At 50.8% G+C, this 26897-nt stretch carries 27 protein-coding genes and 1 riboswitch; of the genes, 17 read left to right on the top strand and 10 right to left on the bottom strand.

All coding sequences use genetic code 11. The features are described 5' to 3' along the window. Positions 1-21: 21 nt before the first annotated feature. The 4 genes from NST84_RS25295 (at position 22) to NST84_RS25280 (ending at position 3724) form a co-directional block, all read left to right on the top strand. The gene (locus NST84_RS25295; protein WP_342562854.1) at positions 22-768 is read left to right on the top strand and encodes a Cthe_2314 family HEPN domain-containing protein; all 747 of its coding nucleotides are present in this window, start codon (positions 22-24) and stop codon (positions 766-768) included. Positions 769-862: 94 nt separating this feature from the next. Then, positions 863-1006: riboswitch (SAM riboswitch) on the top strand. A 100-nt stretch (positions 1007-1106) separates the two neighbouring features. Beyond that, positions 1107-2123 (top strand): methionine ABC transporter ATP-binding protein, encoded by a 1017-nt coding sequence (locus tag NST84_RS25290; protein ID WP_342562853.1) that lies wholly within the window; start codon positions 1107-1109, stop codon positions 2121-2123. Next, entirely contained in the window at positions 2123-2791 is a 669-nt protein-coding gene (locus NST84_RS25285; protein ID WP_342562852.1) for a methionine ABC transporter permease, read from the top strand. Before NST84_RS25290 ends, NST84_RS25285 begins: the two co-directional genes overlap by 1 nt. A 54-nt stretch (positions 2792-2845) precedes the next feature. Then, entirely contained in the window at positions 2846-3724 is an 879-nt protein-coding gene (locus NST84_RS25280; protein WP_342562851.1) for a MetQ/NlpA family ABC transporter substrate-binding protein, read from the top strand. Positions 3725-3908: 184 nt separating this feature from the next. On the opposite strand, the gene NST84_RS25275 is transcribed toward NST84_RS25280, so the two are convergent. Next, on the bottom strand, positions 3909-4157 hold the full coding sequence (locus NST84_RS25275; protein WP_342562850.1) for a NifU family protein: 249 nt from the start codon (positions 4155-4157) through the stop codon (positions 3909-3911). 82 nt (positions 4158-4239) lie between these two features. On the opposite strand from NST84_RS25275, the gene NST84_RS25270 reads away from it, so the two are divergent. Then, positions 4240-4494 carry a YuzB family protein gene (locus NST84_RS25270; RefSeq protein ID WP_342562849.1) on the top strand — a complete coding sequence of 85 codons (255 nt, stop codon included), beginning with the start codon at positions 4240-4242 and terminating at the stop codon, positions 4492-4494. Between the two features lie 20 nt (positions 4495-4514). Here NST84_RS25270 and NST84_RS25265 read toward each other — a convergent pair whose 3' ends face one another. Both NST84_RS25265 and mqnE read right to left on the bottom strand, forming a co-directional pair. After that, positions 4515-5576 (bottom strand): FAD-dependent oxidoreductase, encoded by a 1062-nt coding sequence (locus tag NST84_RS25265; RefSeq protein WP_342562848.1) that lies wholly within the window; start codon positions 5574-5576, stop codon positions 4515-4517. 76 nt (positions 5577-5652) lie between these two features. After that, the gene (gene mqnE, locus NST84_RS25260; RefSeq protein ID WP_342562847.1) at positions 5653-6759 is read right to left on the bottom strand and encodes an aminofutalosine synthase MqnE; all 1107 of its coding nucleotides are present in this window, start codon (positions 6757-6759) and stop codon (positions 5653-5655) included. Between the two features lie 268 nt (positions 6760-7027). On the opposite strand from mqnE, the gene NST84_RS25255 reads away from it, so the two are divergent. Next, positions 7028-7387, top strand: coding sequence for an iron-sulfur cluster assembly accessory protein (locus tag NST84_RS25255; protein ID WP_342562846.1), 360 nt, complete (start codon positions 7028-7030; stop codon positions 7385-7387). Positions 7388-8022: 635 nt separating this feature from the next. Here NST84_RS25255 and NST84_RS25250 read toward each other — a convergent pair. Next, complete coding sequence (locus tag NST84_RS25250) at positions 8023-8232, bottom strand: hypothetical protein (protein ID WP_342562845.1); 210 nt, start codon at positions 8230-8232, stop codon at positions 8023-8025. Positions 8233-8668: 436 nt separating this feature from the next. Between NST84_RS25250 and NST84_RS25245 the strand changes: the two genes are divergently transcribed. Together NST84_RS25245 and sda are read left to right on the top strand one after the other, a co-directional pair. Then, positions 8669-9331 carry a YheC/YheD family protein gene (locus tag NST84_RS25245; RefSeq protein ID WP_342562844.1) on the top strand — a complete coding sequence of 221 codons (663 nt, stop codon included), beginning with the start codon at positions 8669-8671 and terminating at the stop codon, positions 9329-9331. 325 nt (positions 9332-9656) lie between these two features. After that, positions 9657-9800 carry a sporulation histidine kinase inhibitor Sda gene (gene sda / locus NST84_RS25240; protein ID WP_342566521.1) on the top strand — a complete coding sequence of 48 codons (144 nt, stop codon included), beginning with the start codon at positions 9657-9659 and terminating at the stop codon, positions 9798-9800. Between the two features lie 152 nt (positions 9801-9952). Here sda and NST84_RS25235 read toward each other — a convergent pair whose 3' ends face one another. After that, positions 9953-10954 (bottom strand): NAD(P)/FAD-dependent oxidoreductase, encoded by a 1002-nt coding sequence (locus NST84_RS25235; protein WP_342562843.1) that lies wholly within the window; start codon positions 10952-10954, stop codon positions 9953-9955. A gap of 398 nt (positions 10955-11352) precedes the next feature. Between NST84_RS25235 and NST84_RS25230 the strand changes: the two genes are divergently transcribed. Beyond that, entirely contained in the window at positions 11353-12546 is a 1194-nt protein-coding gene (locus NST84_RS25230; protein WP_342562842.1) for an NAD(P)/FAD-dependent oxidoreductase, read from the top strand. A gap of 1 nt (position 12547) precedes the next feature. Continuing rightward, a complete protein-coding gene (locus tag NST84_RS25225) occupies positions 12548-12805 on the top strand; it encodes a hypothetical protein (RefSeq protein WP_342562841.1) in 258 nt (85 codons plus the stop codon). A gap of 400 nt (positions 12806-13205) precedes the next feature. Here NST84_RS25225 and hemQ read toward each other — a convergent pair whose 3' ends face one another. Further along, positions 13206-13964 (bottom strand): hydrogen peroxide-dependent heme synthase, encoded by a 759-nt coding sequence (hemQ, locus tag NST84_RS25220; RefSeq protein WP_342562840.1) that lies wholly within the window; start codon positions 13962-13964, stop codon positions 13206-13208. 510 nt (positions 13965-14474) lie between these two features. Here hemQ and NST84_RS25215 point away from each other — a divergent pair. From NST84_RS25215 to dnaI, 3 genes are all read left to right on the top strand, one after another. Then, positions 14475-14771: a YuiB family protein gene (locus tag NST84_RS25215; protein WP_342562839.1), complete on the top strand. Its 297-nt coding sequence runs from the start codon at positions 14475-14477 to the stop codon at positions 14769-14771. A gap of 292 nt (positions 14772-15063) precedes the next feature. After that, positions 15064-16611: a helicase DnaB gene (locus tag NST84_RS25210; RefSeq protein WP_342562838.1), complete on the top strand. Its 1548-nt coding sequence runs from the start codon at positions 15064-15066 to the stop codon at positions 16609-16611. 18 nt (positions 16612-16629) lie between these two features. Then, positions 16630-17586: a primosomal protein DnaI gene (gene dnaI / locus NST84_RS25205; protein WP_342562837.1), complete on the top strand. Its 957-nt coding sequence runs from the start codon at positions 16630-16632 to the stop codon at positions 17584-17586. 81 nt (positions 17587-17667) lie between these two features. Here the strand turns inward: dnaI and NST84_RS25200 are convergent, their stop codons facing one another. Continuing rightward, complete coding sequence (locus NST84_RS25200; RefSeq protein WP_342562836.1) at positions 17668-18921, bottom strand: MFS transporter; 1254 nt, start codon at positions 18919-18921, stop codon at positions 17668-17670. A 111-nt stretch (positions 18922-19032) separates the two neighbouring features. Here NST84_RS25200 and NST84_RS25195 point away from each other — a divergent pair, with 111 nt between their 5' ends. Further along, a complete protein-coding gene (locus NST84_RS25195) occupies positions 19033-20871 on the top strand; it encodes an ABC transporter substrate-binding protein (protein WP_342562835.1) in 1839 nt (612 codons plus the stop codon). A 98-nt stretch (positions 20872-20969) separates the two neighbouring features. Here the strand turns inward: NST84_RS25195 and NST84_RS25190 are convergent, their stop codons facing one another. Next, a complete protein-coding gene (locus NST84_RS25190; RefSeq protein ID WP_342562834.1) occupies positions 20970-21128 on the bottom strand; it encodes a YqzM family protein in 159 nt (52 codons plus the stop codon). 349 nt (positions 21129-21477) lie between these two features. Here NST84_RS25190 and trxA point away from each other — a divergent pair, with 349 nt between their 5' ends. The 3 genes from trxA (at position 21478) to NST84_RS25175 (ending at position 24358) form a co-directional block, all read left to right on the top strand. After that, complete coding sequence (gene trxA / locus NST84_RS25185) at positions 21478-21795, top strand: thioredoxin (RefSeq protein ID WP_039876829.1); 318 nt, start codon at positions 21478-21480, stop codon at positions 21793-21795. Between the two features lie 159 nt (positions 21796-21954). After that, positions 21955-23919, top strand: coding sequence for an excinuclease ABC subunit UvrC (gene uvrC / locus NST84_RS25180; protein WP_342562833.1), 1965 nt, complete (start codon positions 21955-21957; stop codon positions 23917-23919). Continuing rightward, entirely contained in the window at positions 23912-24358 is a 447-nt protein-coding gene (locus tag NST84_RS25175; RefSeq protein ID WP_342562832.1) for a hypothetical protein, read from the top strand. The genes uvrC and NST84_RS25175 overlap by 8 nt, the downstream gene beginning before the upstream one ends. A 263-nt stretch (positions 24359-24621) precedes the next feature. On the opposite strand, the gene NST84_RS25170 is transcribed toward NST84_RS25175, so the two are convergent. Next, on the bottom strand, positions 24622-26325 hold the full coding sequence (locus NST84_RS25170; protein ID WP_342562831.1) for a CPBP family intramembrane glutamic endopeptidase: 1704 nt from the start codon (positions 26323-26325) through the stop codon (positions 24622-24624). A gap of 232 nt (positions 26326-26557) precedes the next feature. Continuing rightward, positions 26558-26746, bottom strand: coding sequence for a GntR family transcriptional regulator (locus NST84_RS25165; protein ID WP_342566520.1), 189 nt, complete (start codon positions 26744-26746; stop codon positions 26558-26560). Between the last annotated feature and the right edge of the window lie 151 nt (positions 26747-26897).

Below are 26897 nucleotides of genomic sequence, written 5' to 3'. Positions count from 1 at the left end.
TTATTTTAAGGGGGACAAGTCATGCTGCGGATCTTACTGGGGGAGCCTCCGCGCCGTAACAGCGGCGTATTGGCCGAAGCGATGGATAACATGGCAGAGGTGGCGTCCATGCTCCGCAAGGAGATGAATGCCCATGAGGATCATGACCACGAATTCCGCAAGCTGGAGATCTGGACGCGCGGTCTGATCTCCTCGCTGGATGAGCTGGAGCAAAGCTGCTTTGCCGCCGGCTTTTACCGGAAACGGGTTGTCGCCGGTTACATGGATGATATGTCTGTTCAGGAGCAGGGGGATTATGCGCGTTACGTCTATTTTTACAAAAACGGGTTTATCCGTGTCTTCTCGCTGCTCGACAAGCTGGGAACCGTCCTGAACAGCCTGTACAATCTGAATACAAGCCAGAATAATGCACATTTCTCCTATTTCACGGTGCTGCGGCAGTTCCAGCTGCTGAAGGAGCATATTCCGCTTTCTGATGAGCTGGAGGGGATCAAGGACTCCTACCGGGAGCCGCTGCAGAATCTGCGCAAGCGCCGCAACGCGGAAATTCATTATATGAATGCTGAAATGCAGGATGATCTGTGGCAGAGGCACCAGGGGCTGCATGACAAAATCAGACTGGAGGATCTCGACAGCCATCTGGAGGACTTGAAACAAGGGGTGGAAATGGTCTGTAAATCCTTATGTGCAGCCTTTCGTTACAGCAATGAACAATGGCATAAGAACAAGACTATGGCTCAAAAACACGCCGGGACAGAGTCACGTTAAAGCGACAAAATCTCCCTTTGACAAAAAAGCGGAAACTTACTATACTTAGGCTTGCATTATATTCTTACATTCTGCGACATGTAACTCCATATTTTTCTTATCGAGAGCGGCGGAGGGATAGGCCCGATGAAGCCCGGCAACCGATTTGTATACAGTATGTTCTTAAATATGCTGCTTATAAATGTCATGGTGCTAATTCCTACAATGCGGCACAGTTTCGGGCGTTGGCAGATGAGAAGGCATTGTAAATATACGCACAGGGCCTCTTGCGATCCGCAATGATCGAAAGGGGTCTTTTTTGAATATCGGGGTACAGAATAAAGGGGGAACGACGGAAATTGATAGAGCTGAAAGGGTTGACCAAAGTGTACGGCAAAGGCAGCAAGGCTGCCACAGCGCTCTCGAACTTGAATCTGTCCATTAAAAAAGGTGAGATTTTCGGTGTAATCGGCCACTCCGGCGCTGGTAAAAGCACGCTGATCCGCTGCATCAACCTGCTCGAACGTCCGACTACAGGCGAAGTTTGGGTAGACGGTGTTGAGCTGACCCGGCTCGGCAAAGGGCAGCTTCAGGAGAAACGGCGCAAAATCGGAATGATTTTTCAGCATTTCAACCTGCTGTCTTCAGCAACGGTGTATGATAATATCGCTTTTCCGCTGCGCCTGGCAGGAACAGCGAAGACTGATATTGACCAGAAGGTCAAGGAGCTGCTGGCACTGGTCGGCCTGGAGAACCATGCTAACAAATATCCGGCCCAGCTCTCAGGCGGACAGAAGCAGCGGGTCGGTGTAGCCCGGGCGCTGGCCAGTGACCCTGATGTGCTGCTCTGCGACGAGGCCACCTCGGCGCTGGACCCGCAGACTACGGATTCCATACTGCGTCTGCTGCTCGACATTAACCGGAAATTCCACCTGACCATTGTGCTGATAACCCACGAAATGCATGTCATTCAGAGCATCTGCGACCGGGTGGCTGTTATTCACGGCGGCGGGATTGTAGAGCAGGGTGAAGTGGCTGAGGTGTTCCTTAAGCCCAAGCATGAAGTGACTAAAGACTTTATCCGCAGTGAAACCCAGCAGGACGGTCCGCTGAAAGCAGCATTGGAAGCTGGAAACAGGGGGAACGCGAAAGCGGTCAAGATTACTTTTCTGGGGCAAAAGACATACGAATCTATCCTGTCTGATGTGGTGCATGGAACAGGTGTCAGCTTTGCCATTCTCCAGGGGACGATCTCAACCATCAAGGATGTGCCGTATGGCCAGCTGATTGTCCGGTTTGAAGGGGAGCCTGGCGCGATTGACGCGACGCTTACCGAGCTGGCGGCACAAGGACTTGATGTGGAGGTGATTTCGTAATGGGCGGTCTCAATTTTAATGATATAAATTGGCAGGAAATGGTTGAAGCATCAGGTGCCACATTAAAAATGTTGGCTTATTCCGGAATTTTCACAATTATTCTTGGTTTACCACTCGGAATTGTGTTATATTTATGGGGAAGATCAAATAACAGTATTATCAGAGTTGTTTACTCGGTATTATCGTTGCTTGTAAACATTCTGCGCTCTGTTCCATTCCTGATTCTGATGGTCGCTCTGATTCCGCTGAGCAAGACGATTATGGGCACTTCGATTGGCGTACTGGGAACGATTCCGGCGCTGGTTATCGGTGCGGCCCCGTTTTTTGCAAGACTGGTGGAGACCTCGCTGCGTGAGGTAGACCGCGGGGTAATTGAAGCGGCACAGGGTATGGGTGCTTCCACAGGCCAGATTGTCATGCGGGTGCTTTTGCCGGAAGCCCGTCCGGGTCTGCTGGCCGGCGTAACGATTACGCTCGTAACCCTCGTCTCCTATACCGCAATGTCGGGGATGATCGGCGGCGGCGGTCTTGGTGACCTGGCGATCCGCTACGGTTATTACCGCTATGAGAAGGAAGTCATGATTATCTCTGTAGTGCTGATGGTTATACTAGTTCAGCTGCTGCAAATGGCCGGTGACAGGCTGGTCCGGCATTTTACCCGGAAATAAGGTACTTCCATATATAGCCTTATTCATAAACACATTTTTGAGGGGGATTTACAGATGAAAAAAGTACTACTTACGTTCTTCAGCTTGACTTTGGTATTGGTGCTGGCTGCTTGCGGCAACAATAACACTGCTAATAACGCTGCGAACTCTGCAGCAACCAACGCACCGGCAGCGGACGCTTCCGCTGAACCGACAACTGAACCTGCTGCTGAGCCAGTAACACTTGTTGTTGGCGCATCTCCTGTACCGCATGCCGAAATCCTGAACGCAATCGCTCCGCTGCTTGAAGCTCAAGGCATCAAGCTGGAAGTTAAAGAATTCACTGACTACATCCTGCCTAATACACAGCTGGCTGAGAAAGCACTGGATGCGAACTTCTTCCAGCACAAGCCTTACCTGGATGACCAGAACACAAAAAACGGTACTGACCTGGTTTCTGTAACTGCAGTTCACGTTGAGCCATTCGGCGCTTATTCTAAGAAGATCAAATCGGTTGACGAACTGGCTGACGGTGCAAAGGTAGCTATTCCTAACGATGCAACCAACGGCGGACGCGCGCTGATCCTGCTGGCTAAGAACGGTCTGATCACGCTGAAGGATGACACTAACATCACTTCCACCAAAGCAGATATCACTGAAAATCCTAAGAACCTGGAAATTATCGAACTGGATGCAGCAATGCTGCCACGCCAGCTGGATGAAGTAGACCTGGCTCTGATCAACACTAACTTTGCACTTGATGCCGGCCTGGTTCCAACTAAAGATGCCCTGTTCATCGAAGGTGCTGATTCTCCTTACGCCAACCTGCTGGTTGCCCGTCCTGACAACAAGGATTCCGATGCAATCCAGAAGCTGGCTGCAGCCCTGAACTCTGCAGAAGCTAAGGCATTCATCGAAGAAAAGTATGAAGGTGCCATTATCCCTGCATTTTAAGCTGCTGACTAACGCGGCTCCTGAATGAACAAGAGGCTGTCCGGCAAGGTTATCTAATGACCTTGCGGACAGCCTCTTTTGTGCTTGACCGGCAGACCCCGGGTTGTGGCACCGGATGAAATCCTCTATAATAGAAAAAATCCCGCTCCCCTGATTCAGGAAAGCGGGATTGTATAGAACGGGATTAGAATACTTGCATAACTTCTTCCACGCCTTCTACTTCTTCAATCAGGGCGCGTTCGATCCCGGCTTTCAGCGTGATCGTGGAGCTCGGGCAGCTGCCGCAGGCACCCATAAGCTTCAGCTTGACGATGCCGTCTTCAACGTCGATCAATTCCACGTCGCCGCCATCGCGCTGCAGGAACGGACGAAGTTTATCGAGTACTTCCAGAACCTCATCATACATGGTGGTGCTTTGTGCATTCTCACTCATTTCTCAATCACTCCTTTCGTAAACTTATTATAGTACAAAAAGTTAAAAAATAAAATGGTTAGCACAGAATAAGGAGAACAACATGAGGCCAATTATTGAATTTTGTGCCAGTAATATCGGGCACGGGACAGGACCGCTTATGAACAAGCTGGAACAGAATCCCGAATACGACGTTGTAGAATATGGCTGTCTGAATAACTGCGGGGAATGCTATTTAAGACCCTTCGCCATGGTTGACGGCGAGATCGTTGAAGCTGATTCCCCGGAGGAACTGGAGCAGGCCATTGAGGACGCCATCAAGGAACAGGAAGCATGGGACAGCCTCGAAATTGATTAAGCCGGAAGCATGGCGGCAGATCAGCCGAGGTGCCGCTTGGACATCCAGAGCACGCCGCTCTTGAGCAGGCGGGGAACCCGTCCCATCACGGAGCGGCGTCCCATCAGGCCGAACCCGGCATTCTTGCCGAGCGAACCCAGAGTTCCCTTGAGCTTAATGGCATGGAGCTTGGGTGTCTCATCCCGCCAGAGCGAACGGAGGATGTACGCTATCTGTTCCCCCTGTGCGCCCGCAGCCTGTGCGCTGGGCGCGAAAGGCAGACTGGCACAGTCACCGATCACGTACACTTCCGGATAATCAGCCAGATTGGAATGCGGACCGACAATCAGCCGCCCGCCCCGGTCCTTGGGCAGCTCCAGCTGCTGGACAACCTTGACCGGCTGAATGCCAGCGGTCCATACCGTTACATCCGCAGCAATCGCCTGGGTGCCGTTAAAAACGGCATCCTTTTCGACGTGGGACACAGAGATATGCCCCAGCGTCTGAACCTGGTGCTCGCTGAACCATTCCTCCACATACCGGGACAGCTTGGCCGGAAAAGCGGACAGGACCCGCTCTCCGCGGTCCAGAATGCTAATATTCAGATCAGGCCGGCTTTCTCGCAGCTCCGCAGCTATTTCTACTCCGCTCAGTCCCCCGCCTACAATATTGACCGATCCGTAAGGCTTAATATCATTAAGGCGGCGGTAGGTTTCACGGGTGGCGGAGAAGCTCTGGATGCTGCATGTATACTGCTCTGCTCCCTCGATACCGTGATAATTATCCGTGCACCCGAGGGCAATGGCCAGAATATCATAGGAAACCGGCTCCCCCGATTCCAGAAAGACGATCCGGCTGTCCAGATCAATGGAGCCGACCTCCCCGTACCGTACAGTCAGGCGCGGATGAACAGGGAATTGGATACGCAGATGATAGTCGTTCACCGTACCTGCGGCAAGCGCATAATATTCGGTCTTGATTCCTTGATAAGGCATCCGGTCAATTAAAACAATCTCCACATCGTGGGGCAGATGGTGGTTGAGCAATTCCTGGATCAGGGCAAGGCCGCCGTAGCCGCCGCCAAGGACAAGTAGTGTTCTCATGGGACCAGTCTTCCTTTCACATATGGCTGTAAATAGTATGGCATTGCAACAGGTACAGCAGTACCATTCTATAGTTCTATTCGTATACTTTGATTTCGTTGTAGAAGGTATCCCGTTCAACCGGAATGCGGCCCGCACCTTTAACAAGCCAGATCAGCTCTTCACGGGTCAGCCCTTCCGGCGTCAATGCTCCTGCGGCGTGACTGATCCGCTCCTTCAGGATTGTGCCATGCACATCGGATGCACCGAAGCTCATGGCAACCTGGGTCAGCTGTACACCAATATTAATGAAGTAAGCTTTAATGTGGTCAAAGTTGTCGAGCATCAGCCGGCTGACTGCAATTGTTTTGAGGTCCTCATAAGCAGAGTTGCGGCGCATGATGCCGGCATTGCGGTTCTTCGGCTGCATAGACAGCGGAATGAACACCATGAAGCCGTTCGTTTCATCCTGCAGCTCGCGGATCTGCAGCATATGGCGGATCCGGTCCTCGCGCGATTCAATCGAGCCGTATAGCATCGTAGTGTGTGTTCTCATGCCCATTTTATGAGCGGTACGGTGAACTTCCAGATATTCCTCAACGTTGGCTTTATCGACCCGCATTTTTTTGCGGTACTGATCGGACAGGATTTCTGCCCCGCCGCCGGTCAGCGACTTCAGTCCTGCCCCGCGCAGGGCTTCCAGTACCTCGCGGATACTGAGTCCGCTGATGCGGGTGAAGAAATCGATCTCTGCTGCCGTATAGGCCTTGAGGGTCACCTCAGGGAAGCGCTCGTTCAACGCTTTAAGTGAATCAACGTAATACTGGAAGGGCACCTTATCATTATGGCCGCCGACAATGTGGAATTCGCGGACGCCCGGGTGGATATGCTGTTCGACATATTGCACCATTTCCGGACCGGACAGGGTGTAGGCCCCTTCTTCGCCGTCGTCTTTGCGGAAATTGCAGAAAGCGCAGCGCGATTCGCAGACATTGGTGAAATACAGGCTCATATTTTCGATAAAATAAACCCTTTTCCCATTTTTGCGCAGATTAACCTCATTAGCGAGCTGGCCGATTGTTAGCAAATCATCGCTTTCATATAAATAAACGCCATCTTCCAGATTTAACCGTTCTCCGCCGCGAACCTTCTCAATAATATGTGCCATTTTGGCATCAGTGTTTGGGGTTATAAGGGTAGACATATAAATTCCTCCTGAAGGTTAGACTTCCTGAACCGGCGGTTCATGAACATAAATAAAGAGGCAATCAGCCTCCGTGACAAATTTCCGAATTTTGCAATTCATCGCTTAACCTATTATAAACCTCTCTCCAAAGGTGAGCAACCGCTGCGGCAGCAGGATAGTTATGACTTGAGCGAAAGGGCGGAGTGGAGTATACTGAATTTTATATAGAGTATAACTTTTAGCCGGAAGGCTTGTGACATCATATAACTTTTTAGGAGGCTAGACCATGATTACAATCAGTGAAACAGCTGCAGGACAGCTGAAGGTAATGCTGGCAGAACAGGAAGTGCCGAATATGTTTCTCCGTCTTGGTGTAACAGCGGGCGGCTGCAGCGGGTTCTCATACGCGATGGGCTTTGATGACAATGAGACTGAGCAGGATGTTTACATGGATGTTGAGGGACTCAAGGTTGTAGTCAGCAAGGACGATATCCGTTACCTGAACGGCCTGGAGATCGACTTCGAGGAATCCGGCATGACGGGCGGGTTCACCATTCATAATCCGAATGCCACAGTTACCTGCGGATGCGGGTCGTCGTTCCGTACGAAGGAAGAAGCGGGGAATCCGGCGGCTGAGCCTTGCTAAGCAAGGTTTAAGAAGTCAAGGAACTTTAACACACAATAATCTAAAACCTGAACCTCTTGGATGTGTATGCAGAATACACTTTCGGGAGGTTTTTTATTGTATGAAAAGATTACCCTATGAACGGCCCACGGAGCACTATGATGAACGGATTGTTGATATTGATGAACAATTGTGTTCCCTGAGCCGGGTAATGAGATTGTTTTGAGGTGTAAACGGGCTATGGTGTGGGCTGCGCCTTCGGTGTGCGGCAAAGAGCTGTTTGTAGATTCTAACGGACCGAGGCGACCTTATTATCTGTACAGGGTACACTTCAGCAAGCTAACGGACCGTATTGCTCTTATTGCTGCAAAAGGCTGCTGGCAGGGGCATATTCTATGTAAATAAAGGCACTGGTGTCCGTTAGCCTGAGAAAATAGCTATTTTGGCGGAAATAAGAGCATCTGGGTCCGTTTGTAGAGCAAGAGTGGCCGAATGGCTGACACCATTACCGAAATGGAGCGGGAGTCTTTCAGATGATTACAGAAACTACATTATTAATAGTAGAAAAAAGTTTTTGAGCGGATCTGCCAGTCTATCTGCACAAGCCGTCCGCCGGCTTTTTCATAGACTATATAGTATTCAAGAATTGCAGCGGATCAAGCGGGGATAATGAACTTGAAGTTGATCATAAATACGATCAGGGCGGCAGTAGCGAGAGAAAAAGCAATGCAGCTTGCCCCCAGAATGCGGCGGCGGTCGCGGATAAACCTGAAGCCGAGTGCACAGACAAGAATAGTAGTACCTGCCAGAACGACAGACATGCCGATCATTGCAAACCAGTACAATACCTCGAATAATTGAGCCATTGGAAAGCCCCCTCTCACTGGTAATATACTATGAATTTTAAAGGATTTCCAGTGAGAAAGGCAGCCGGATGAGAAGGGAGTTCAGCTTCTTATACCTGTGAGAATCCACCACCCTGTTCTCCCGCTATCATGCAGACGTCGGACCAGAACAGCCCAAGAGGGGATCAGTATAAACCAGTAGTAAACCGTGCTGATAATAGGGGCTGTTTCAAATACGATCTCTGCAAAAGAGAGGACAAATCCGATTAAAGTGTTAATCAGTGCAAACGTCCAGAATCCGGTGCGTCTTGCTCTTCCTAATCCCATGGACATAAGGCCTGCAGCCATATGCCCTTTTTTGCTGTGAGCAGGCTTTACACGGACAATCATACAGGAGGGCAGCTCCTCTTCTGAGTAATCTATAGGGTAGGCTGGGATTGCGAAAGGAGAGGGAAACATGGCGGGAAGACAACTGGCCAGCAAATGGCTGAAAACCGAGGCGCTGCTCAGCGATTCACGGGTTGCCGGTTACATTCCGAGAACGAAGGGATATGACGCTGCCGGACTGTCTGCTATGCTGGGCAGATATGGAAATGTTGTGATTAAGCCGATTGTGGGCGGCGGGGGCCATGGCGTGATCAAGGTGTTCCGGGACGGCCGGGGCTACGGGTTTACTTACAACCACAGCACCCGGGTATACCGTGATTTTGGTTCAATGAAGCATGCGCTTGACAGGGTAAAGCTGAGACGGCGTTATATGATCCAGCAGGGGATTTCGCTTGCCCGGATTGCCGGACGTCCGATTGACTACCGGGTGAAGGTTGTGAAGAATGGCGATCACTGGGAATTCCGTTCAATGGTGGGAAGACTGGCGCGTCCGGGGCTGTTCGTCACGAATCTGTGTAAAGGCGGAACAATGATGACCTGCCGGCATGGCCTGCGCCGTTCTCTTCCGAGAATCAGTGCGTCGGCCAAAAAAGCGGAAATGCGCCGGCTGACGCATGTCTGCATCGAACTTATGGAAAGACATTTTCCGGGGATCGGTGAGCTGGGGTTTGATTACGCGGTGGATCACCGGGGAAAAATCTGGATTCTGGAAGTGAATACAAGACCGAAGTGATTAATCATTTTTTTGTAATTGACGATAATAATAACATTAGGCTAAAATTGCGTTTAGTTATGTTATTTCCGAGGTAATATGAGGTATAAATTGTTATTTTTTGTGAACGTTCTGGGATTTTTTTTAAAGCTGATTCTGTGGAAATCCCCTGTGCATAACTATTATCCCCATATTCCACCGTGAAGGAAATGGATTTATTATCCTTACTAACAAATTATGCACAGGATTTCCACAGTGACTTGTGGATATTAAGAACGCTTGTTCGATTAATGATAGTTTGCTATGATAGATTCAGATCCAAACAAAGGAAAGGTAGGTGAACGTTGTGGTTGAATTGTCGGATGAGATGCTGCTCGACTCGTACCAAAGAGCGATAGAGCTTCATTTGGAGCATGATTTCATCGCTCTGTTGCTCGCTGAGATTCGCAAACGGAACTTACACTCTCCAGTACCTGCGGTTTTACACTAATGCCTATCGTATCTTCTTTCTGCAGCAGCTGCTCTGTCTAACCGCAAGCGGCACAAAATAGGGTATCTTTTCAAGTTGGAGTGGAATCAACCTGAAAGGATACCCTTTTATTTGTTTAATGTAATTTGTTGACTGTATGCTGCGGTTATATGCTAAAGCTTGAGGTTACTGCTGTGTCCGGGCGAGAGCTTGGCATCCGGATCGAGATACACTTTGGCGTTGTTGACAGCCGTAGGCGCTTCTCCAAATCCGACTGCGATCAGCTTCAGCTTGCCCGGGTAAGTAGTGATATCTCCGGCAGCAAAGATGCCGGGAATGCTTGTCTCCATGCGCGAGTCTACCACAATGGAATTACTCTCAATTTCAATGCCCCACTCTGCAATCGGTCCCAGCGAGGATACAAACCCGAAGTTAACAATAACACTGTCCACTTCAATTTCCTGTGTCTCCTTGGTTTTGATGTGGGACAAGGTGACCTTAGTGATAAATTCTTCCCCGTGCAGCTCGGTGATTTCCGTTGGGGTAACCACATTTACCTTGGAAGCCATCAGCTTCTCTACACTGTGCTCATGCGCGCGGAACTTATCGCGGCGGTGAATCAGCGTAACCTGCTCAGCGATCGGCTCAAGCATCAGTGCCCAGTCTACCGCGGAGTCGCCGCCGCCGCTGATCAGCACTTTTTTACCCTGGAAGGCATTCAGATCACTTACAAAATAATGCAGGTTGGCTTTCTCGAACCGCGCTGCTTCCGGAAGCTCCAGACGGCGTGGTTCAAAGGCGCCTACACCGGCGGTAATGATAACAGCCTTGCTGTGGTATTCCGCCTTGTCAGTTGTGGTTACGAAATGGCGTTCGTCACGCTTCTCGACGGATACAACCTTTTCTTCAAGGCAGATATTGGACTGGAACAGGTCCATTTGCCGGGACAGGTTGTCTACCAGCTCCTGTGCGGTAATTTTCGGGAAACCGGCCACATCATAAATATATTTTTCAGGATAAAGAGCGGCGAGCTGCCCACCCAGCTGGGGCATGCTTTCAATAAGGGTTACCGACGCCTGGCGCATACCGCCGTAGAAGGCGGCAAACATGCCGGCAGGACCGCCGCCTATAATTAACAGGTCGCTCATAGGAACGCCGGATTGCTCTAGTGTCACGTAATATTACACCTCCGAGTTGATAGTTTCAAAATGCCATACTTAGCGTACCTACTCATTATAATCATTGTAGGACTACCCTGCAAAGGCTTAAAATGGCCGGAAATATGTGACGTTTTTTTGAAATATAAGAATTTATATGTTGCCCATCATAAATTATCCTTCTATTTCTAGAGAAACGGTACCGTCCTTTAATGGACGGCGAATCCGTTTCTTCTTGTATGATTATATTTGATTAAAACGATACTAAGGTTTACAATGGATATGGTTATTTTAGAAATCCTTTAAGTTTTATTGGAAATTCTTCCGAATTTAAGTGTATAAATTCACAAAAGAAACTAAAATATTTTACAAAAAATAACACATAGACAGATTCACCTGTTGGAAGGAGCCGGAACATGAGCAGTATTCCCAAAATTGTCATCCTAGGCGCGGGATATGGAGGTATTTTGACCGCCCAGCGGCTGCAGAAAGCTTTGAATTACAACGAAGCTGATGTCACGCTGGTGAACCGCCATGAATATCATTATTTCACTACCCATCTGCATATGCCAGCTGCAGGAACGGACAGCATTGAACATACACGCGTATCTATTTCCAAGCTGATAGACGAATTCAAGATCGACCTCGTGAAATCTTCCGTGCAGGAAATCCGTACCCAACAGAAGAAAGTGATTCTTGAAGACGGCACCCTCTCTTATGACTATCTTGTCATTGCCCTCGGCGGAGAGCCGGAAACCTTCGGCATCCCGGGACTTGATAAATACGCGCTGACCATCCGCAGCATTAACTCTGTGCGGCTGATCCGCGAGCATATTGAATATCAGTTTGCCAAATACAAAAATGAAAACAATGCCCAGGAGCATATCAATTTTGTGGTGGGCGGAGCAGGCTTCAGCGGCATTGAATTTATAGCCGAGCTGGCTGACCGCATTCCTGCGCTCTGTAAAGAGTACGACGTTGATCCAAGCCTGGTGAATATCTACAATATAGAGGCTGCGCCTACGGCATTGCCGGGCTTCGCACCTGAGCTGGTTGAGCATGCGATGGCTGTGCTGACCAAGAAGGGCGTTACCTTCAAAATGGGCGTAGCGATCAAGGAATGCCTGCCTGGCGGGGTCATTCTCGCAACCGGTGAAGAGATCAAAGCCTCGACCATCGTCTGGACCGGCGGGATCCGCGGCAACCGGCTGATTGAAGCCGCAGGGTTCGAAGCGATGCGCGGACGGGTGAAGGTTGACGAATACCTGCGTGTGCCGGGACATGAGAATATCTTTATCATCGGTGACGGTTCCCTGATGATTAATCCGGAGGGCCGTCCGTACCCGCCGACTGCACAAATCGCCATGCAGCAGGGCGAGTGCTGTGCCCATAATCTGGTGGCGGCGATCCGTAGCCAGCAGCCGAAGAAGTTTGCTTTTAGCAACAAGGGTACTGTAGCCTCACTGGGCAAGGGCCAGGGGATCGCAGTAGTAGGCGACAAGACATATAAGGGCTGGACGGCAGCCCAGCTCAAAAAGGTAGTCGACATGCGTTACCTGTTCATCATCGGCGGCATTCCGCTGGTGCTGAGGAAGGGGAGATTCTTCTAAGATGCGCCACTGCAGCGTACAAGTCCGCGGGCTGCTGACGCGTGAGGAGCTGGACCGTTACAATGCTCTGATTGAGGTAGGCACTTACCTGGAGGACCAGAGCCGGTATGACCTGGCTTATCCGGTCCAAAAGGAAATTGATCTGCTTATTCAGCCCGCCATTGAACGGCTGAAGGATAAGAGCCGGGCCCGTGACCGGGCTACTGCAGAGTATCTGGAGAGTCTGCGCGGGGAGAATGACGAGGACGAAGACGAGTAAGGTTACACTGACTGGGCACCTTCTATAAGAAGGGCTGCCCATAATAGCAGCTCCGTCACAAGCATTTAAGAAACAGACCGTTCTGGTCAAAAGGAACGGTCTGTTTTTTCATGAAGGGAGTCTTAGGCTTTACAGAGCGGTAGCATCCGCTTGAAAGCTTTAGGCAGTATGCCTGCTGCGTAAGGCAGAAGATTGATTGAACTAAGTGGAAAAAAGGCATTTATTTCATTGGAAATGCCGTGAATTCGGAGAAATAAGTGTCTAAAATCCAATTAGTTGTTGAGGAGCAATGTTGTTGAGTACTATTGAGGAGAGACCATTACTGAGAATCGGCCTAGCCAACTAACATAAACAAAAAGGATGATCTCCCGCAGGAAATCATCCTTTGCTTCATTATAAATTACAGCTTAAGCAGCTCTTCGAATGTCTCTGTTGTCAGCAGGTTGCCGACATAGAACGGGCCGAACTCGCCGTAGCGGGCGCTGACTTCGTCGAAACGCATCTCGTATACCAGCTTCTTGAACTGCAGCGCATCTTCGGCAAAGAGGGTTACGCCCCATTCCCAGTCGTCAAAGCCGACGGAGCCGGTAATAATCTGCTTCACCTTGCCGGCATAGCCGCGGCCGATCAAGCCGTGTGAATGCATCAGTTCACGGCGCTTGTCCATATCAAGCATGTACCAGTTATCGGCGAGCTCGCGCTTCTTGTTCATCGGGTAGAAGCAGATATGCTTCGCCTGCGGCAGAATAGGCTTCAGGCGGGCAGCCACATGCGGATTCTGCATCGGATCGCTGCCGTCTCCGGCACTTCCTCCTGCGGCGTAGTTGCTCAGCTCGACGATACTGACATAAGAATAGGCTTTGGTTGTATATTGGGCGAATGCAATTTTGTTAAATGCAGTTTCCAGGGCATTCAGCGCTTCCAGGCTCTCCCGCAGAAACATCATCACGAAATCAGCCTTCTGGCCGACAATGGAATATACTGCAGTGCTTCCTTCTTTGGCTTCCTCTACCGGTCCCCATTCCTCCATGAAGGCATGCAGCTCTTCCAGGGCTACGGCACGCTCCTCATCATCGGCGGCAGTCCAGGCCTTCCAGTCCAGTGAGCGGAAGTCATGCAGGGCGTACCAGCCTTCCAGGGTCAAAGCGGCTTCGTTCATGTTCTCACTCCTTAAAAGTTTTACGAAGCATAAGCTCCGTAGGATGTACTACGTGTAAAACTCGCTTCGAAAGCATACGCTTTGTTTTACGAAGCATAAGCTCCGTAGAATGTACTTCGTGTAAAACTTGCTTCGAAAGCATACGCTTAGTTTTACGAAGCATAAGCTCCGTAGAATGTACTTCGTGTAAAACTTGCTTCGAAAGCATGCGCTTAGTTTTACGAAGCATAAGCTCCGTAGGATGTACTACGCGTAAAACTTTCATTGGAATCATTACAGCATTAGTGTTAAATCCGGTTCCAAAGCATACGCTTCTATGTACGGTCCGGTTAATCTATATGCATTGTATCGCATGCGGACGGCCAAGAGCAAACGCTGAGCCGCGGTTTTGCCTGAAAGCGGATTACATTGACAATAATGTTCATTGCTTCGCTACATTTTTTCTAGTAAACTTACTATTAATCAGACTCTTGTGTGCGGTTCTTTATAGAGAGAGGGGATGGCAGTCCGATGGGGTTTATTCCTGTATTTGTGCTGGCCGTGTTGTTCTTTGTTATGATGTTTGGCATCGGTTTTATCCTTAACATGTTAATGAAGACCACCTGGTTCCCCGCCTACCTGTTCGTAATTGTCATCCTGCCCGTAGTGGTCTATTCCATCTGGGACAGGAATGTTATGACTCTGTGGGAGCATCTGGGCAGCTTCCACATCGTTGATTATCTGACCGGAATTGCCGGGCTCGCGGGTGCAGTGCTAAGCGGCTGGACGATCCAGAAGCTGCGCCTGGGCGGTTATAAAATGTTTTAAGTAACAGAAATAATGCTAAAAACGGCTGCTATTCCTGTAAGGGAACGGTAAGGCCGTTTTTTTATCTTCAGTCATCGGCCGGGACAAGACGGAATAAACTGGAATGATAGCTGGAAGAAACGGCGCCGGACTTTTCTCTTATTTTTCGCTATCGTCAGCAAGATTTCAAAAGTTGTCGATTATACGGTGAAAACCGGGTTATTTGGTTCTTTTTTTACATTTCCGGCCGGGTGTTTTGTGATAGAATAGAAATCTGCATGAATTCGTGTAAAAGAGGGGGAGGTATCCGCAGATGCGCATGAGTAGCCTGCATCATTTCACCGAACATCACCGGTACTGCGTTTCCCGCGAATTCGGTCTTAGCCATGTAGATTCACGTATGCTGGGTTCAGTCTATCAGCCAATGGTAGGAGCCTTTGCGATCAGCCTTTACAGGCTGCTGTTTGAGCATATACCGGCAGAATCGATCGGCTATTCTTCAGTGGAGCAGCAGCGCAGGCTGTTTATGACACTGGGTGTTGAACCGAACGAGAAAGGCCGTAAATATTTAGTGGACCAGGCTTCCAGGCTGGAGGCGGTAGGATTGCTTGCGGCCTGCCGGATTTACATGCCGGAGAATGATGATTATATGTATGAATATGAGCTGCTTCAGCCGCTCTCGCCCGCTGACTTTTTCGCAACCCAGCATTTGACGCTGCTGCTGCGTGACAAGATCGGGAAGTTTGCCGTCCTGTCCCTGCGTGAGCAGTTCTGGAACCGCGAACCGGAGGAGTGGAGCCGCCGCTCAATCGGCAAAGAGAATATTTCCGTGCCTTTTTATGATATTTTTCAGCTGAACACGCATGTAATTGATTATGAGCTGGAGCAGGCTCTGGCTGAAGTGGCTACAGTGAAGCAGCCGGGCTTCAGTGAAAGCAGCGAGCCGGCTATCGGGTACAGCGACATTATTCTGCGCTTTCCGCGGGAGTCGGTGAACCGGATGCATGTCGAGAAGCTGCGCTTTGACCATAACCAGATGGGCGTAATCAACTATGTGGCCCGTAAATATGATCTGGGGCCGCAGGACTTATGCCGGCTGCTGGATGAAGACGGGATGTTCACGCCGGACGGCGAGGTTATTCTGGATACGCTGCAGTACCGGGCAAGCCAGCATTTCCGTCAGGATATGAAGCGCCAGGAGAAGCGGGAGATCGCTGCAGCCAAGGTGGTGTCGCTGCGTGCAGCGGCGGCCGGTGACCTGGAAGAGCCGGTGATTCCGGAGGAGCAGCCGGTAGAGATGGAGTATTATGTAGAGGTGCCTCCGCAGTTCCTGTCCAAATGTGACATTCACCAATATAATATGATGCTGCGCAACGAGCCTTATACCCGGCTGCTGCAAACTTTTTTCCCGGGTGCAGTTCCGGGCCAGCTGATGGATATATTCGAGAAAATAGACCTGAACTACAAGCTGAGCGGTGAAGTCATTAATGTGCTGATTCATTACCTGATGACAATGGTGGCTTCGGGCGGCGAACAGCGGATGAACCGCAATTTTGTGGAAGCCATCGCCTCTAACATGCTGGTCAAGCAGGTGAATACTTACGAGAAGGCTGTAAAGTATATCCGTGACCAGTCCAAGGTCAAAGGCAAGAGCGCGGCTTCCGGTACAGCCGGAGCAGCTTCCGGAACGCGCCAGCGTTCCTATAACAAGAGCGGCAGCCGTGCCGCGAAGCCGGAGATTCCGATTGTTACGGATGACGGAAGTGCCGGTACAGTATCGGAAGAGGAATTCGCGGCGATGATGAAGAAAGCGGCCGATATCAAGGCCAGCAAGAAGAAGGGCGCTCTGAGGACGCCGTAAAGAAAGCGAGGTGCAGCAATGGAGTCGATGGGCGAAGTGCTGCGTTCGATGAATAATCCGGCCCTGCGCCAGCGCTCCCGCGATCTTGAGCAGAACCTGCTGAATGATCCGCTGGTGAAGCAGCTGCAGGCCGAGCATCCGGAGCTGGATGAATCGCGGCTGAGGCTTAATCTGAGCCGGCTGTACCAGTATGTGCGGGAAAGCCGGAATTGTGCGAACTGTCCGGGTCTTGAGCATTGCCCGAATGATTTTCAGGGCCACTACAGCAAGCTTACGGTCGAGAGTGTAAACGGCTCGCCGGATTTATTTGAGCGGAAGACAGCCTGCAACCTGAAGATCGCCCAGGATAATCAGGACAGCATCCGCAGACGGATCCGCAGCTTTTATGTGGATGAGCGTGTGCTGAACGGCGGTTATGACGAGATGGATATTATGGGCAAGGACCCGCGCCGGGCCTCTGCCGTGAATAAAATTTTTGATTATATTACCGGAGTAAAAGAAGAAGGCCTGAGCACGCAAGGTATTTATCTGCACGGCACCTTCGGTACAGGCAAAACCTTCCTGATGTGCTACCTGCTCCATGAGCTGGCGGTTGCCGGCTACAGCGGTGTGATTGTCTATATGCCGGATTTCATTGAGGATCTGAAGTCGATCATGCTGGACGGACAGAAGCTGAAGGAAACAACGGATACGCTCAAAAACTGCGACCTGCTGATTTTTGACGATATTGGTGCGGAGAATTTGAATCCCTGGGCGCGTGACCATGTGCTGGGGGCTATTCTGAATTACCGGATGAACCGTAAGCCGACCTTCTATACCTCGAACTATCCGCTGGACGGACTGGAGAAGCACCTTAGCTTCACCAGCAAGGACGGCGAGGAACAGTACAAGGGACAGCGGCTGATGGACCGGATTGCTCCGTTTGTCGACGTTATTCCTTTGCACGGGGAGAACCAGCGGGGGAGAAACAAATAGGCTGAGGCATTATAATAAACAAAACAGCGGTGCAGGGACGATGAGGTCCCTGCACCGCTGTTTGTTTTTCCATCCCTTACATTAGGTGCCGGACACAACATTCGTGCTTTTGCCGGTCTGCCCTGTTTGCTGCTCCCGCAGCTGTTGGCCCCGGTGGAAAAAGGGATAAGCAACAAAGGTAAGCAGCATGAGAATGCTGAAAATGAGCGGGCCATGATCAAAGCCCAGGGTCTGCAGCAGGATTCCGCCTAACCAGGTACAAATGCTCTGTCCGATAAAAGCAAATCCGCTGGCTCCGTAATAAGCTCCTCTCAGATGTGCAGGAGCGATTTCGCCAATCAGTACATCGCCGATCACAAAGCAGAGAATCTCCCCGAGCGTAAAGACGATCATGGATAAGGCAAGGAATATGATTTGGTCGAATGATCCCAGTCCAAGCAAGCCGAGCCCGAAAAACAGACATCCGGCTTTGAGGGCGGTCAGCGAGGAGAACCGCTTCATTAGCTTTGCCAGCGGATATTGAAGCGTCACCACAGACAGTGTATTGATTATGAACAGTAACGAGTATGTCCCAATCCGCTCATGGCCGATATATTGTGATAGTGTCGTATCCAGATGGGAGTAAGCTCCAAACACAAAGATATTGCCGATCAGAAAGTAAAGGAATACCTTGTCCGTAATCATAATTCCAACCATTTGTTTTACCGTGACTGAACCGGAATCATTTACGGCTGGCGGCTTATATTTGATGCTAAAGATAACCAGAACGATGGCGTAAAAGAAATAAATAGCTGCGCTCAGCATAAAAGGCACTAGTGAGGAAGAGCCTCCGATACCCAGCTTTAATCCTATAAGCGGTCCGATTGCCCCGCCGACATTAATGGCGAAATATCTTGCATTAAATACATCTGTCCGGCGCTCCTCCGGTGTCACATCAGTGAGCAGAGCCCGGGCGGTCGGTTCGAACAAGCTGCGGAACAATCCGTTCAGACCGCTCAGCAGGAAAAAAAGCCAGGTTGCATCCGCAAAAGCGAAGCCTATAAAAACGAGACTCCATAATGCCATCGAAGCGATCATCACCGGGTACCTGCCAATGCGGTCTGAGAGGGCTCCGCCGACAAAGCTTCCCCAGGTTCCCGCAAATAGGCTAAGGGCCAGAATCGCGCCGATGGTTGCCGGATCTATGCCTTTTACCTGTCCCAGATAGATGCCCAGAAAGGGAATCGTCATGAAGAAGCCGGTTCTGGAAAGAAAAGTTCCAAGTATCACACCCCAGGCTACCGGATGAAATGCTGTTTTGTTTTTGGTTGTATGCTGTTTCGTGTCGGTTGTCATTCCCATCATCCTTTTGTTGTGGTCTGAATTAAGTATATCTGCCCAAAAGAGGATGAAAAGGGTACAATAAGTCCAAGTGAGATCACCTTTTTATTGCGGAGGAGAATAGATATGTTAACAGCAGCCCTGCATTTTTTGGAGCTTCGCTGTGCGGCCAAAGAACATGAGACAGGAGAACCGTTCGCGGTTACTGTCGAAAAGCTTGCGGGGACCTGGCACTGTACGCCGCGTTATGCCAAACAGATCATCCGTACGCTTAACGGCATGTCCTGGATTAACTGGCAGCCGGGATTAGGCCGCGGCCACTCCTCTATTCTGACACTGCTGGCTGATTCGGATGCCATTCTGCTGCAGGAAGTAAAGCTTAAGATGGAGCAGAGCGATGTAGACGGTGCTATGGAGCTGATGAACCGGTTCGGGGGACATACGGCCAAGGAGCAGTTCAGGGACTGGCTATCGCGGAGAATCGGCTTTTCAACACAGATTGTGCAGGAAGCAGAGCAGGATACGCTGCGCTTTCCGGTATACCGGCAGATTTTTACTCTGGACCCGGGGCAGGTATATTATGCATTTGATTGTCATATGGCGGGGCAGCTGTTTAATACACTGGTGGAATATGATCAGACAAGCCGGAGAGTTGAACCCTGTATAGCCCATTCCTGGGAAAAAAGCCAGGATAACAGGGAGTGGATATTTCATCTGAGAAAAGGTGTATTGTTCCACCATGGTAAGGAACTGAGTGCCGGAGATGTCTTGTTCTCACTGAACAGGCTGCGTTTGAAGCCGGAGATCTATGAGGGGGTCTGGATGTTTCAGGATATGGATAGGATTGAGGCGCTGGATGCCAAAACCGTCCGGATCCGGCTACGGGAGCCGAATTATTTGTTTCTGCGCTTTCTCTGCACAATTCCGGCAAGCATCATACCAGCAGACATGGGCGGATATGCTGAAGCGGATTTCGCGGTCCGTCCGGTGGGTACAGGGCCATTTCGGATTGAGCGTCATAGTGACGGAATTTGTGTGCTGAAAGCTTTTGCACAGCATTTCCGGGGGCGGCCGCAGCTTGACCGGGTTGAAATTTTGAACTTGTCCGGTATGGAAGGGGAGGGTTTTCCTGAGCCTGACTGGTCCTCAGTCATGTCCTCACACGGGGATGCTTCCAAGGCATATCAGAAGGTTCTGGAGGAAGGCGGCGGGGAGTGGATGGATCTGGAAACCCGGTTCTCCTGCTGTACGTTGCTTGTGTTCAATCAGGAGACAAAAGGCCCGCAGAATCATCCGGATTTCCGGAAAGCGCTGAATTTGCTGATTGACCGGAACAAGATGATTGAAGAGCTGGGAGAGGACCGGTTACACCCTGCTTTCGGGTTCCGTTATCTTCCGGGAGAGCGGGCAGAGATGTCGAATAACAGCGCTCCTCCGGATCCTGTGGTCATTCGTGCACTGCTTGCAGCAAGCGGATATGCGGGTGAGATACTCAGGCTGCATGTGAACTCTTTTCACCGCGGTGATGCTGGTTGGATCCGGGAGCAGGCCGGGAAATTCGGCATCCGGGTGGAGATTAAAGTCGTTGACCGGATAGGGGAGGAGAAGAACAGGGAGCCATTTTCACAGTATGATGTCCGTTTATTTGGAAGTGTGCTGGGGGATGATGAAATAAGTGAAGTTCAATTGTATCTGCAAAAAAACTATTTGCAGTCCGCATTTGATACGGAGACGTCAAAGGCGGTACAGCATACGGTAAATGCGGTCTTCAGGGAGCCGGATGAGCATGGACGCCAAAAGGGGCTGGCAAAACTGGAAGCATTGATGCAGGCTACGAACTCCGTTTTATTCCTGATTCACAAAAAAAACAACACCTCGCACCATAGAACAGTCCGCGGAGTGTCCATTAATGCTTACGGCTGGCTCGAATTTCATAAAATCTGGTTTCAGCCGCTGAATACTTAAGCCCGCGGGATTTTGATTGAAAAGGTCCGCGCACAAAAGTCCGGCGCTCCCGCTAGTAATTACACAGGAACAACCGGACTCTCTGCTGTCATCAGCCGTTAATCCATGAAGACGAACTTGACGATTACCATTCCAAAGAAAACCAGGGTCATGAAGCCGGTCATTCCGAAAAAGCCGGTCATTAAATCACCCAAATCGTTGCGGGGCTCCTCGTTAACATGCTCCCGCGGGTCCCCTGCCTTGGCATTAATCTCCATTGCGTTCTCCTCCTTGCGCTTGCAAGTCTGCACTGCAATAGGTTACAGTAATACATGTGAGGGAAGTCATTGACAATAAATGCGTTTTCTTAAAGTATACGAAGTCTCAGGGGCGTTGTAAAGAAGCGAATCTCTGCCATATAATTGATTTTATACAATGTAATTGTCTAAAACATTTCCCAAAAGTACAGTAACTATGTTATACTGTGAATGTGTCGGTAAATGGTAATCTGGTTATCATATTACATGAAGCATTTTTTCCAGCTAACATTACGGAGTGAATTCGTTTCAGCCAGTGCAGGCTATAGAGGCGTATGCAGCTCCGCAAAATTAAAGGAGGAACAATATCATGGCTATCGTAAACGTGTCTGACCAGTCCTTTGTAGGCGAAGTTGAAGGTCAGGGTACTGTAGTAGTAGATTTCTGGGCACCTTGGTGCGGCCCTTGCAAAATGCTTTCCCCGATTCTCGAGGAATTGTCCGCCGAGCTGGGAGACAGCGTAAAAATTGCCAAGCTGAATGTTGATGAGAATCCGGAAACGGCTTCCCGCTTCGGCGTTATGAGCATTCCTACCCTGATCTTCTTCAAAGACGGTCAGCCGGTGGATAAGGTTGTCGGCCTGAACTCCAAGGATTCCCTTAAGAATATCGTAGCTAAACACCAATAATTCACTGTAATTATTGCTAATACGGAGCTGGCTGCAGCCCCGATCCTGAGCGCCTTCGGTTTATCCGGGGGCGCTTTGTGTGTTAAAATTACTATAATAAGCCGTTCCGCCGTGCGGGGCAGCTTCATGAATGTGCAAGTTACAGGTGGAGGAGAAATCATGGATTATAGCGATAATATCCGCAACAAGCTGGCGCTGCTGCCTGACCTGCCCGGGTGCTACCTGATGAAGAATGAAGAGGGCACCATTATTTACGTGGGCAAGGCGAAAGTGCTGAAGAACCGCGTCCGCTCTTATTTTACAGGCAGTCATAACGGCAAGACCCAGCGGCTGGTGGCCAACATTGTTGATTTTGAATATATAGTTACTTCAAGCAATATGGAAGCGCTCATTCTGGAGTGCAATCTGATCAAAAAGCATATGCCGCGTTATAACGTGCTTTTGAAGGATGACAAGACGTTTCCATATTTAAAAATAACGAACGAAGCCCATCCGCGCCTTGAGGTGACCCGCAGGGTGCTTAAAGATAAAGCCAAATATTTCGGGCCGTATCCGAACTCTTATGCCGCCCAGCAGACCAAGAAGCTGCTTGACCGGATGTATCCGCTGCGCAAGTGCGGTGTGATGCCGAAGGAAGTGTGCCTCTATTACCATATGGGCCAGTGTCTCGCCCCGTGCGAGAAGGAGGTACCGAAATCGGCATATGAGGAGATTATCCGTGATATTTCGGCTTTTCTGGGCGGCGGTCATGAGGCAGTAAAGAAGGATCTGCAGAAAAAAATGCAGGAAGCGGCGGAAGAGCTGTACTTTGAGCGCGCCAAGGAGCTGCGTGACCAGATCATGCATATTGATGCCCTGATGGAGAAGCAGAAGATCAATACGGCAGATACGAAGGACCGCGACGTGTTCGGCTATGCCGTGGACAAGGGTTGGATGTGCGTGCAGATTCTGTATATACGCCAGGGGAAAATGATCCAGCGCCACTCGTCCGCATTCCCGTTCTACGGGGAGGCTTACAGCGACTTTATGTCGTATGTGACGCAGTATTACAGCGACAATCCGGCGCTGCCGCAGGAGATTCTGCTGCCGGAGGAAGTCAGCGAGGGCACGGAGAAGCCGTCCGGGGCCTCGGCAGCGGCTGCAGTTACAGCAGGCAGACTGGCTGCTGAGCTGGACAGTGAGGATGACGGGGAGCCGGAGGCAGAGAACGGAGCGGCTTCGGCTGTTACGGTTGAAGCGGCCAGCGGGGCGGCAGCCCTGCAGGAATGGCTGGGCCTCAAGGTGCTGGTGCCGCAGCGCGGGCTGAAGAAGCAGATGGTCGGCATGGCCTGCCAGAACAGCCGGGTCGCGCTGGATGAGAAGTTCCGGCTGATCGAGCGGGATGAGGAGCGGACCTCCGGCGCAGCGTTCAGCCTTGGCCAGAGCCTGGGGCTGGAGTCGCTGAACCGGATTGAGGCGTTCGATAACTCGAACATTCAGGGGACCAATCCGGTCTCGGCGATGGTTGTCTTCATTGACGGCAAGCCTGCCCGTAAGGAGTACCGCAAGTACAAGGTCCGTACCGTTCAGGGGCCGGATGACTACGAAACGATGCGTGAGGTCATCCGCCGCCGCTATGAACGGGTGCTGAAGGAAGACCTGCCGCAGCCGGATCTGATCGTGGTCGACGGCGGTAAAGGGCAGATCTCCTCAGCGATTGATATTTTGCAGAATGAGCTGGGACTGTACATCCCGGTCTGCGGCCTGGTCAAGGATGACAAGCACAAAACAGCGCAGCTCCTGATCGGGGATTCCGCCGAACCGGTGCCGCTGGCGCGGGACAGCCAGGAGTTCTACCTGCTGCAGCGCATCCAGGACGAGGTTCACCGCTTCGCGATCACGTTCCACCGCGAGCAGCGCGGCAAGTCGATGGTGACCTCAAAGCTGGACTCGATTCCGGGCATCGGCGAGAAACGCCGCAAAGCGCTGCTGAAGCATTTCGGCTCGCTGAAGAAGATCAAGGAGGCCTCCATCGAGGACTTCCGCGAGCTGTCCATCGGCGAGAAGCTGGCCGGACAGATCCTCGCCGTGTTAAACGATGAGGGACCCGTGGCGGAGGCTGTTTCTCAAAATGAGGATGAGTAATTATATGATTTTTTTTCGGGCTGGCCCTTGGGGGCCGGCCTTTTTTTGGCTTGCGGCTGGCGGGAGCGGCAGCATGAGGGGCAAAAATGCCTTTGATTTAGTTGATTTAGTTGATTTAGTTGATTTAGTTGATTTAGTTGATTTAGTTGATTTGGAGCTGAGGAGCCAAATGAAGGGCAAAAATGCCTTTGATTTAGCCGAATTGGAGCTGAGAAGCCAAATGAAGGGCAAAAATGCCTTTGATTTAGCCGAATCGGGGCTGCGCGGCCAAATGAAGGGCAAAAATGCCTTTGATTTAGCCGAACCGGGGCTGCGTGGCCAAATGAGGGGCAAAAATGCCTTTGATTTAGCCGGATTGGGGCTGAACGGCCAAATGAAGGGCAAAAATGCCTTTGATTCAGCCGAACCGGGGCTGCGCGGCCAAATGAAAGGAAAATAAAGGATAGGTGGTAAGTACAGAGAAATAAATATAAACAAAATTAACCAAAAAAGGAGGTTACTTATGGAGTTTATATTTCTGCTGCTGCCCAAGTTTTTGATGGAGGTATTTACTATTGTGGTTGCACTGGTGATTTATGACCGGTTTTTTAAACGGAGATAAGCGAGCGGTGGGGAAGGGATTTTTCGCATACCCAAAAGGTGCTCCGGCAGACTGCCAGATATACAGCAGTCTGCCGGAGCACCTCTTTTATTAACAAACGTTTAGTTCCAGCTGCCTGCGGGCTGAAGCGGTTCTTCAGGCCCTGCCGGGTTTTTCGGCCCGGTGCGTTCCCGGTCCGGCGGATTAAACCGGTATACGATGTAGCCGACGATGAGCGGCAGGATGATGGTGATGATGCCGGCCGTTACATTTACACTCTCCCGCATGAAGATCAGGGTCATGCCAATCAGGATGCTGTCGAATACAACATGGGAGAACATGACGGCAATAAAGCCGTAACGCAAGAAAATATAGCTGAACAGCAGACCGATCACGGTCAGCTCAATCGGTCTCGAGATGACCGGATAGATCGGGTACAGCGTATGGCCGAACGCCCAGATCAGTGTGGTGATCAGGGAGGCGATAAAGGTGTTTTTGACGAGCTTTTTGAGCATGCGGATACCGAACAGCCGGTAGACTGCTTCCTCAGACAAGCCGGCAAGCCAGGCGACAATCGGCAGCAGCAGGGCATATCTCATATTATACGGAGACTGGCTGGCATCGGTTGTTGACCAATTATCAAGGGTTAAGGACAAAATAATGAACATGATGGTCTGCACACCGAGCAGGATCAGCGCCCAGACATAGCCGGCAGACAAGCTGTCCAGCACATATTTGCCGTAACCCGGCTCCTTGGCGCGCGGCCACGGATTCAGCCCTTCTTCCTTGCGCCACAGTCCGTTGCCTCCTACCAGGGAGAAATAGAGCAGAGACGACATCAGCAGGCTGTAAAGGAAATAGATGATGAACATCACTACAGCGGTTATGCGGGACTCGGCGGTGTCAGAGACCGGTTCCGGCAGCGAATTGTAGGTGCTGATCATCATGATGGTGAAATGAATAGAGCTTAAGGTAATGCCGCGTACAAACGAGGTGTGACTGCGCCGCAGAATACTGAAGATGAGCGCCAGCAGGCCGAGTGCCAGCGTCGGCAGGGCGTAGCCGAACAGCGTCAGGTTGGTAGCCAGAGATTTCTGATCCTCCACGTAGGAGTCATGCCAGGCCGGGGCGGTGAATCCGGCGCGGAAATAAGACAGCTCTCTGTTCAGGAAGTTAAATTGATAGCGCAAAGCGGCTTCGCCTACTTTAACAGAACTGTCTGAGTATACGAGGTCATAGCCATCCGATTCCGCTTCAATCTGCAGCTTGGCGGGATTCGCCCCCCATAACTGCAGCCAGGGACTGGCCAGGGTTTCCTTTTGCTGCAGACTCAGTCCGCCGTTTAAGGTTCCGGAGGCAGGCGGATCGCCATAATCCCACCCGTCACTGGAGCGGGCATAGCCTCCCAGGGCAAAGGCGGTAACCTCGCCTGTATACATATTAAGGTCAACGGCAAGAAGCGGGTCTGCTGCACCGCCAGTGTAAAGAACGGCATGATAGACATCGAACGGATACCGCTGATCCAGCTTGTTATCTGTATAGCTCTGCAGAAGCTTTTCCTGCGACATATAGCCGTAAAAGGAGGAATCAGTCTGGTAGCTTACCGTCCAGTGATCCTGCTCTGTCACGCTGTGGCCAAGCTGCTGTGCTGCAAATGCGGCCGCTTTGTCGCGGGCTTCAGTCTTGCTGATGGTGGAGGCTGATCCCCCGCTGTAGAGCTGGGGTACAACCTGGAACATAAGGAAAACGATAAGACCGATTATTCCCGCGAAAATAAGCCGTTTGGTAAGGGGCCGTTGCTGTAAGGGCTGGCCGACGGAATTCATGAAACGCCTCCTTGCATGGATTCATTTGTAAGATGCGTAGTCTGCTTCATTATACGGGACAGGCCGGGCAGTTACAAAAAATTACCTGTGTTACTTCTACTTGTACGTAGACAAGTCCCGGCTTATGCCTGCTTACGTCTATTCCTTTTTTCTGACAGGACCGTCATATGCATCCTCCTTATCGAATTCCAGCAGCTGTGCCGCTGTGAGGCTGAGCATTCCGGCAACTGCCTTAAACTCCGTTACTGCCTTGCGCATAAACTTTGCGTGCTTCGCCGATTACTGCTTCATCCCTCGTAACAAAGGTTCCCTGTCCGCGGTAAGTAACAATCAGGCCAAGGCGTTCCAGCTCCTGATAAGTTCTGGCTGCGGTGGTAGGGTTGACGCCCCTGCCGGCTGCAAGCTCTCTTACGGAAGGCAGCCGCGAGCCGGGCGGGATATGTCCGCTGACGATTCTTCCTTGGATCGCCGCAACGAACTGTTCCTAAATCGGCAGTGAGGGATTGATCTGAAACGGCTCCGGCAAAAGCTCAAAGGATTGATCCATAGGCTGTCCCTTCCTTTTTCTGACT

The organism is Paenibacillus sp. FSL R7-0345 (genome assembly GCF_038595055.1).
Lineage (GTDB): Bacteria > Bacillota > Bacilli > Paenibacillales > Paenibacillaceae > Paenibacillus_AQ.
Note: the sequence above shows the minus strand (reverse complement) of the source record. Positions and strands in the feature narration are given on the sequence as shown.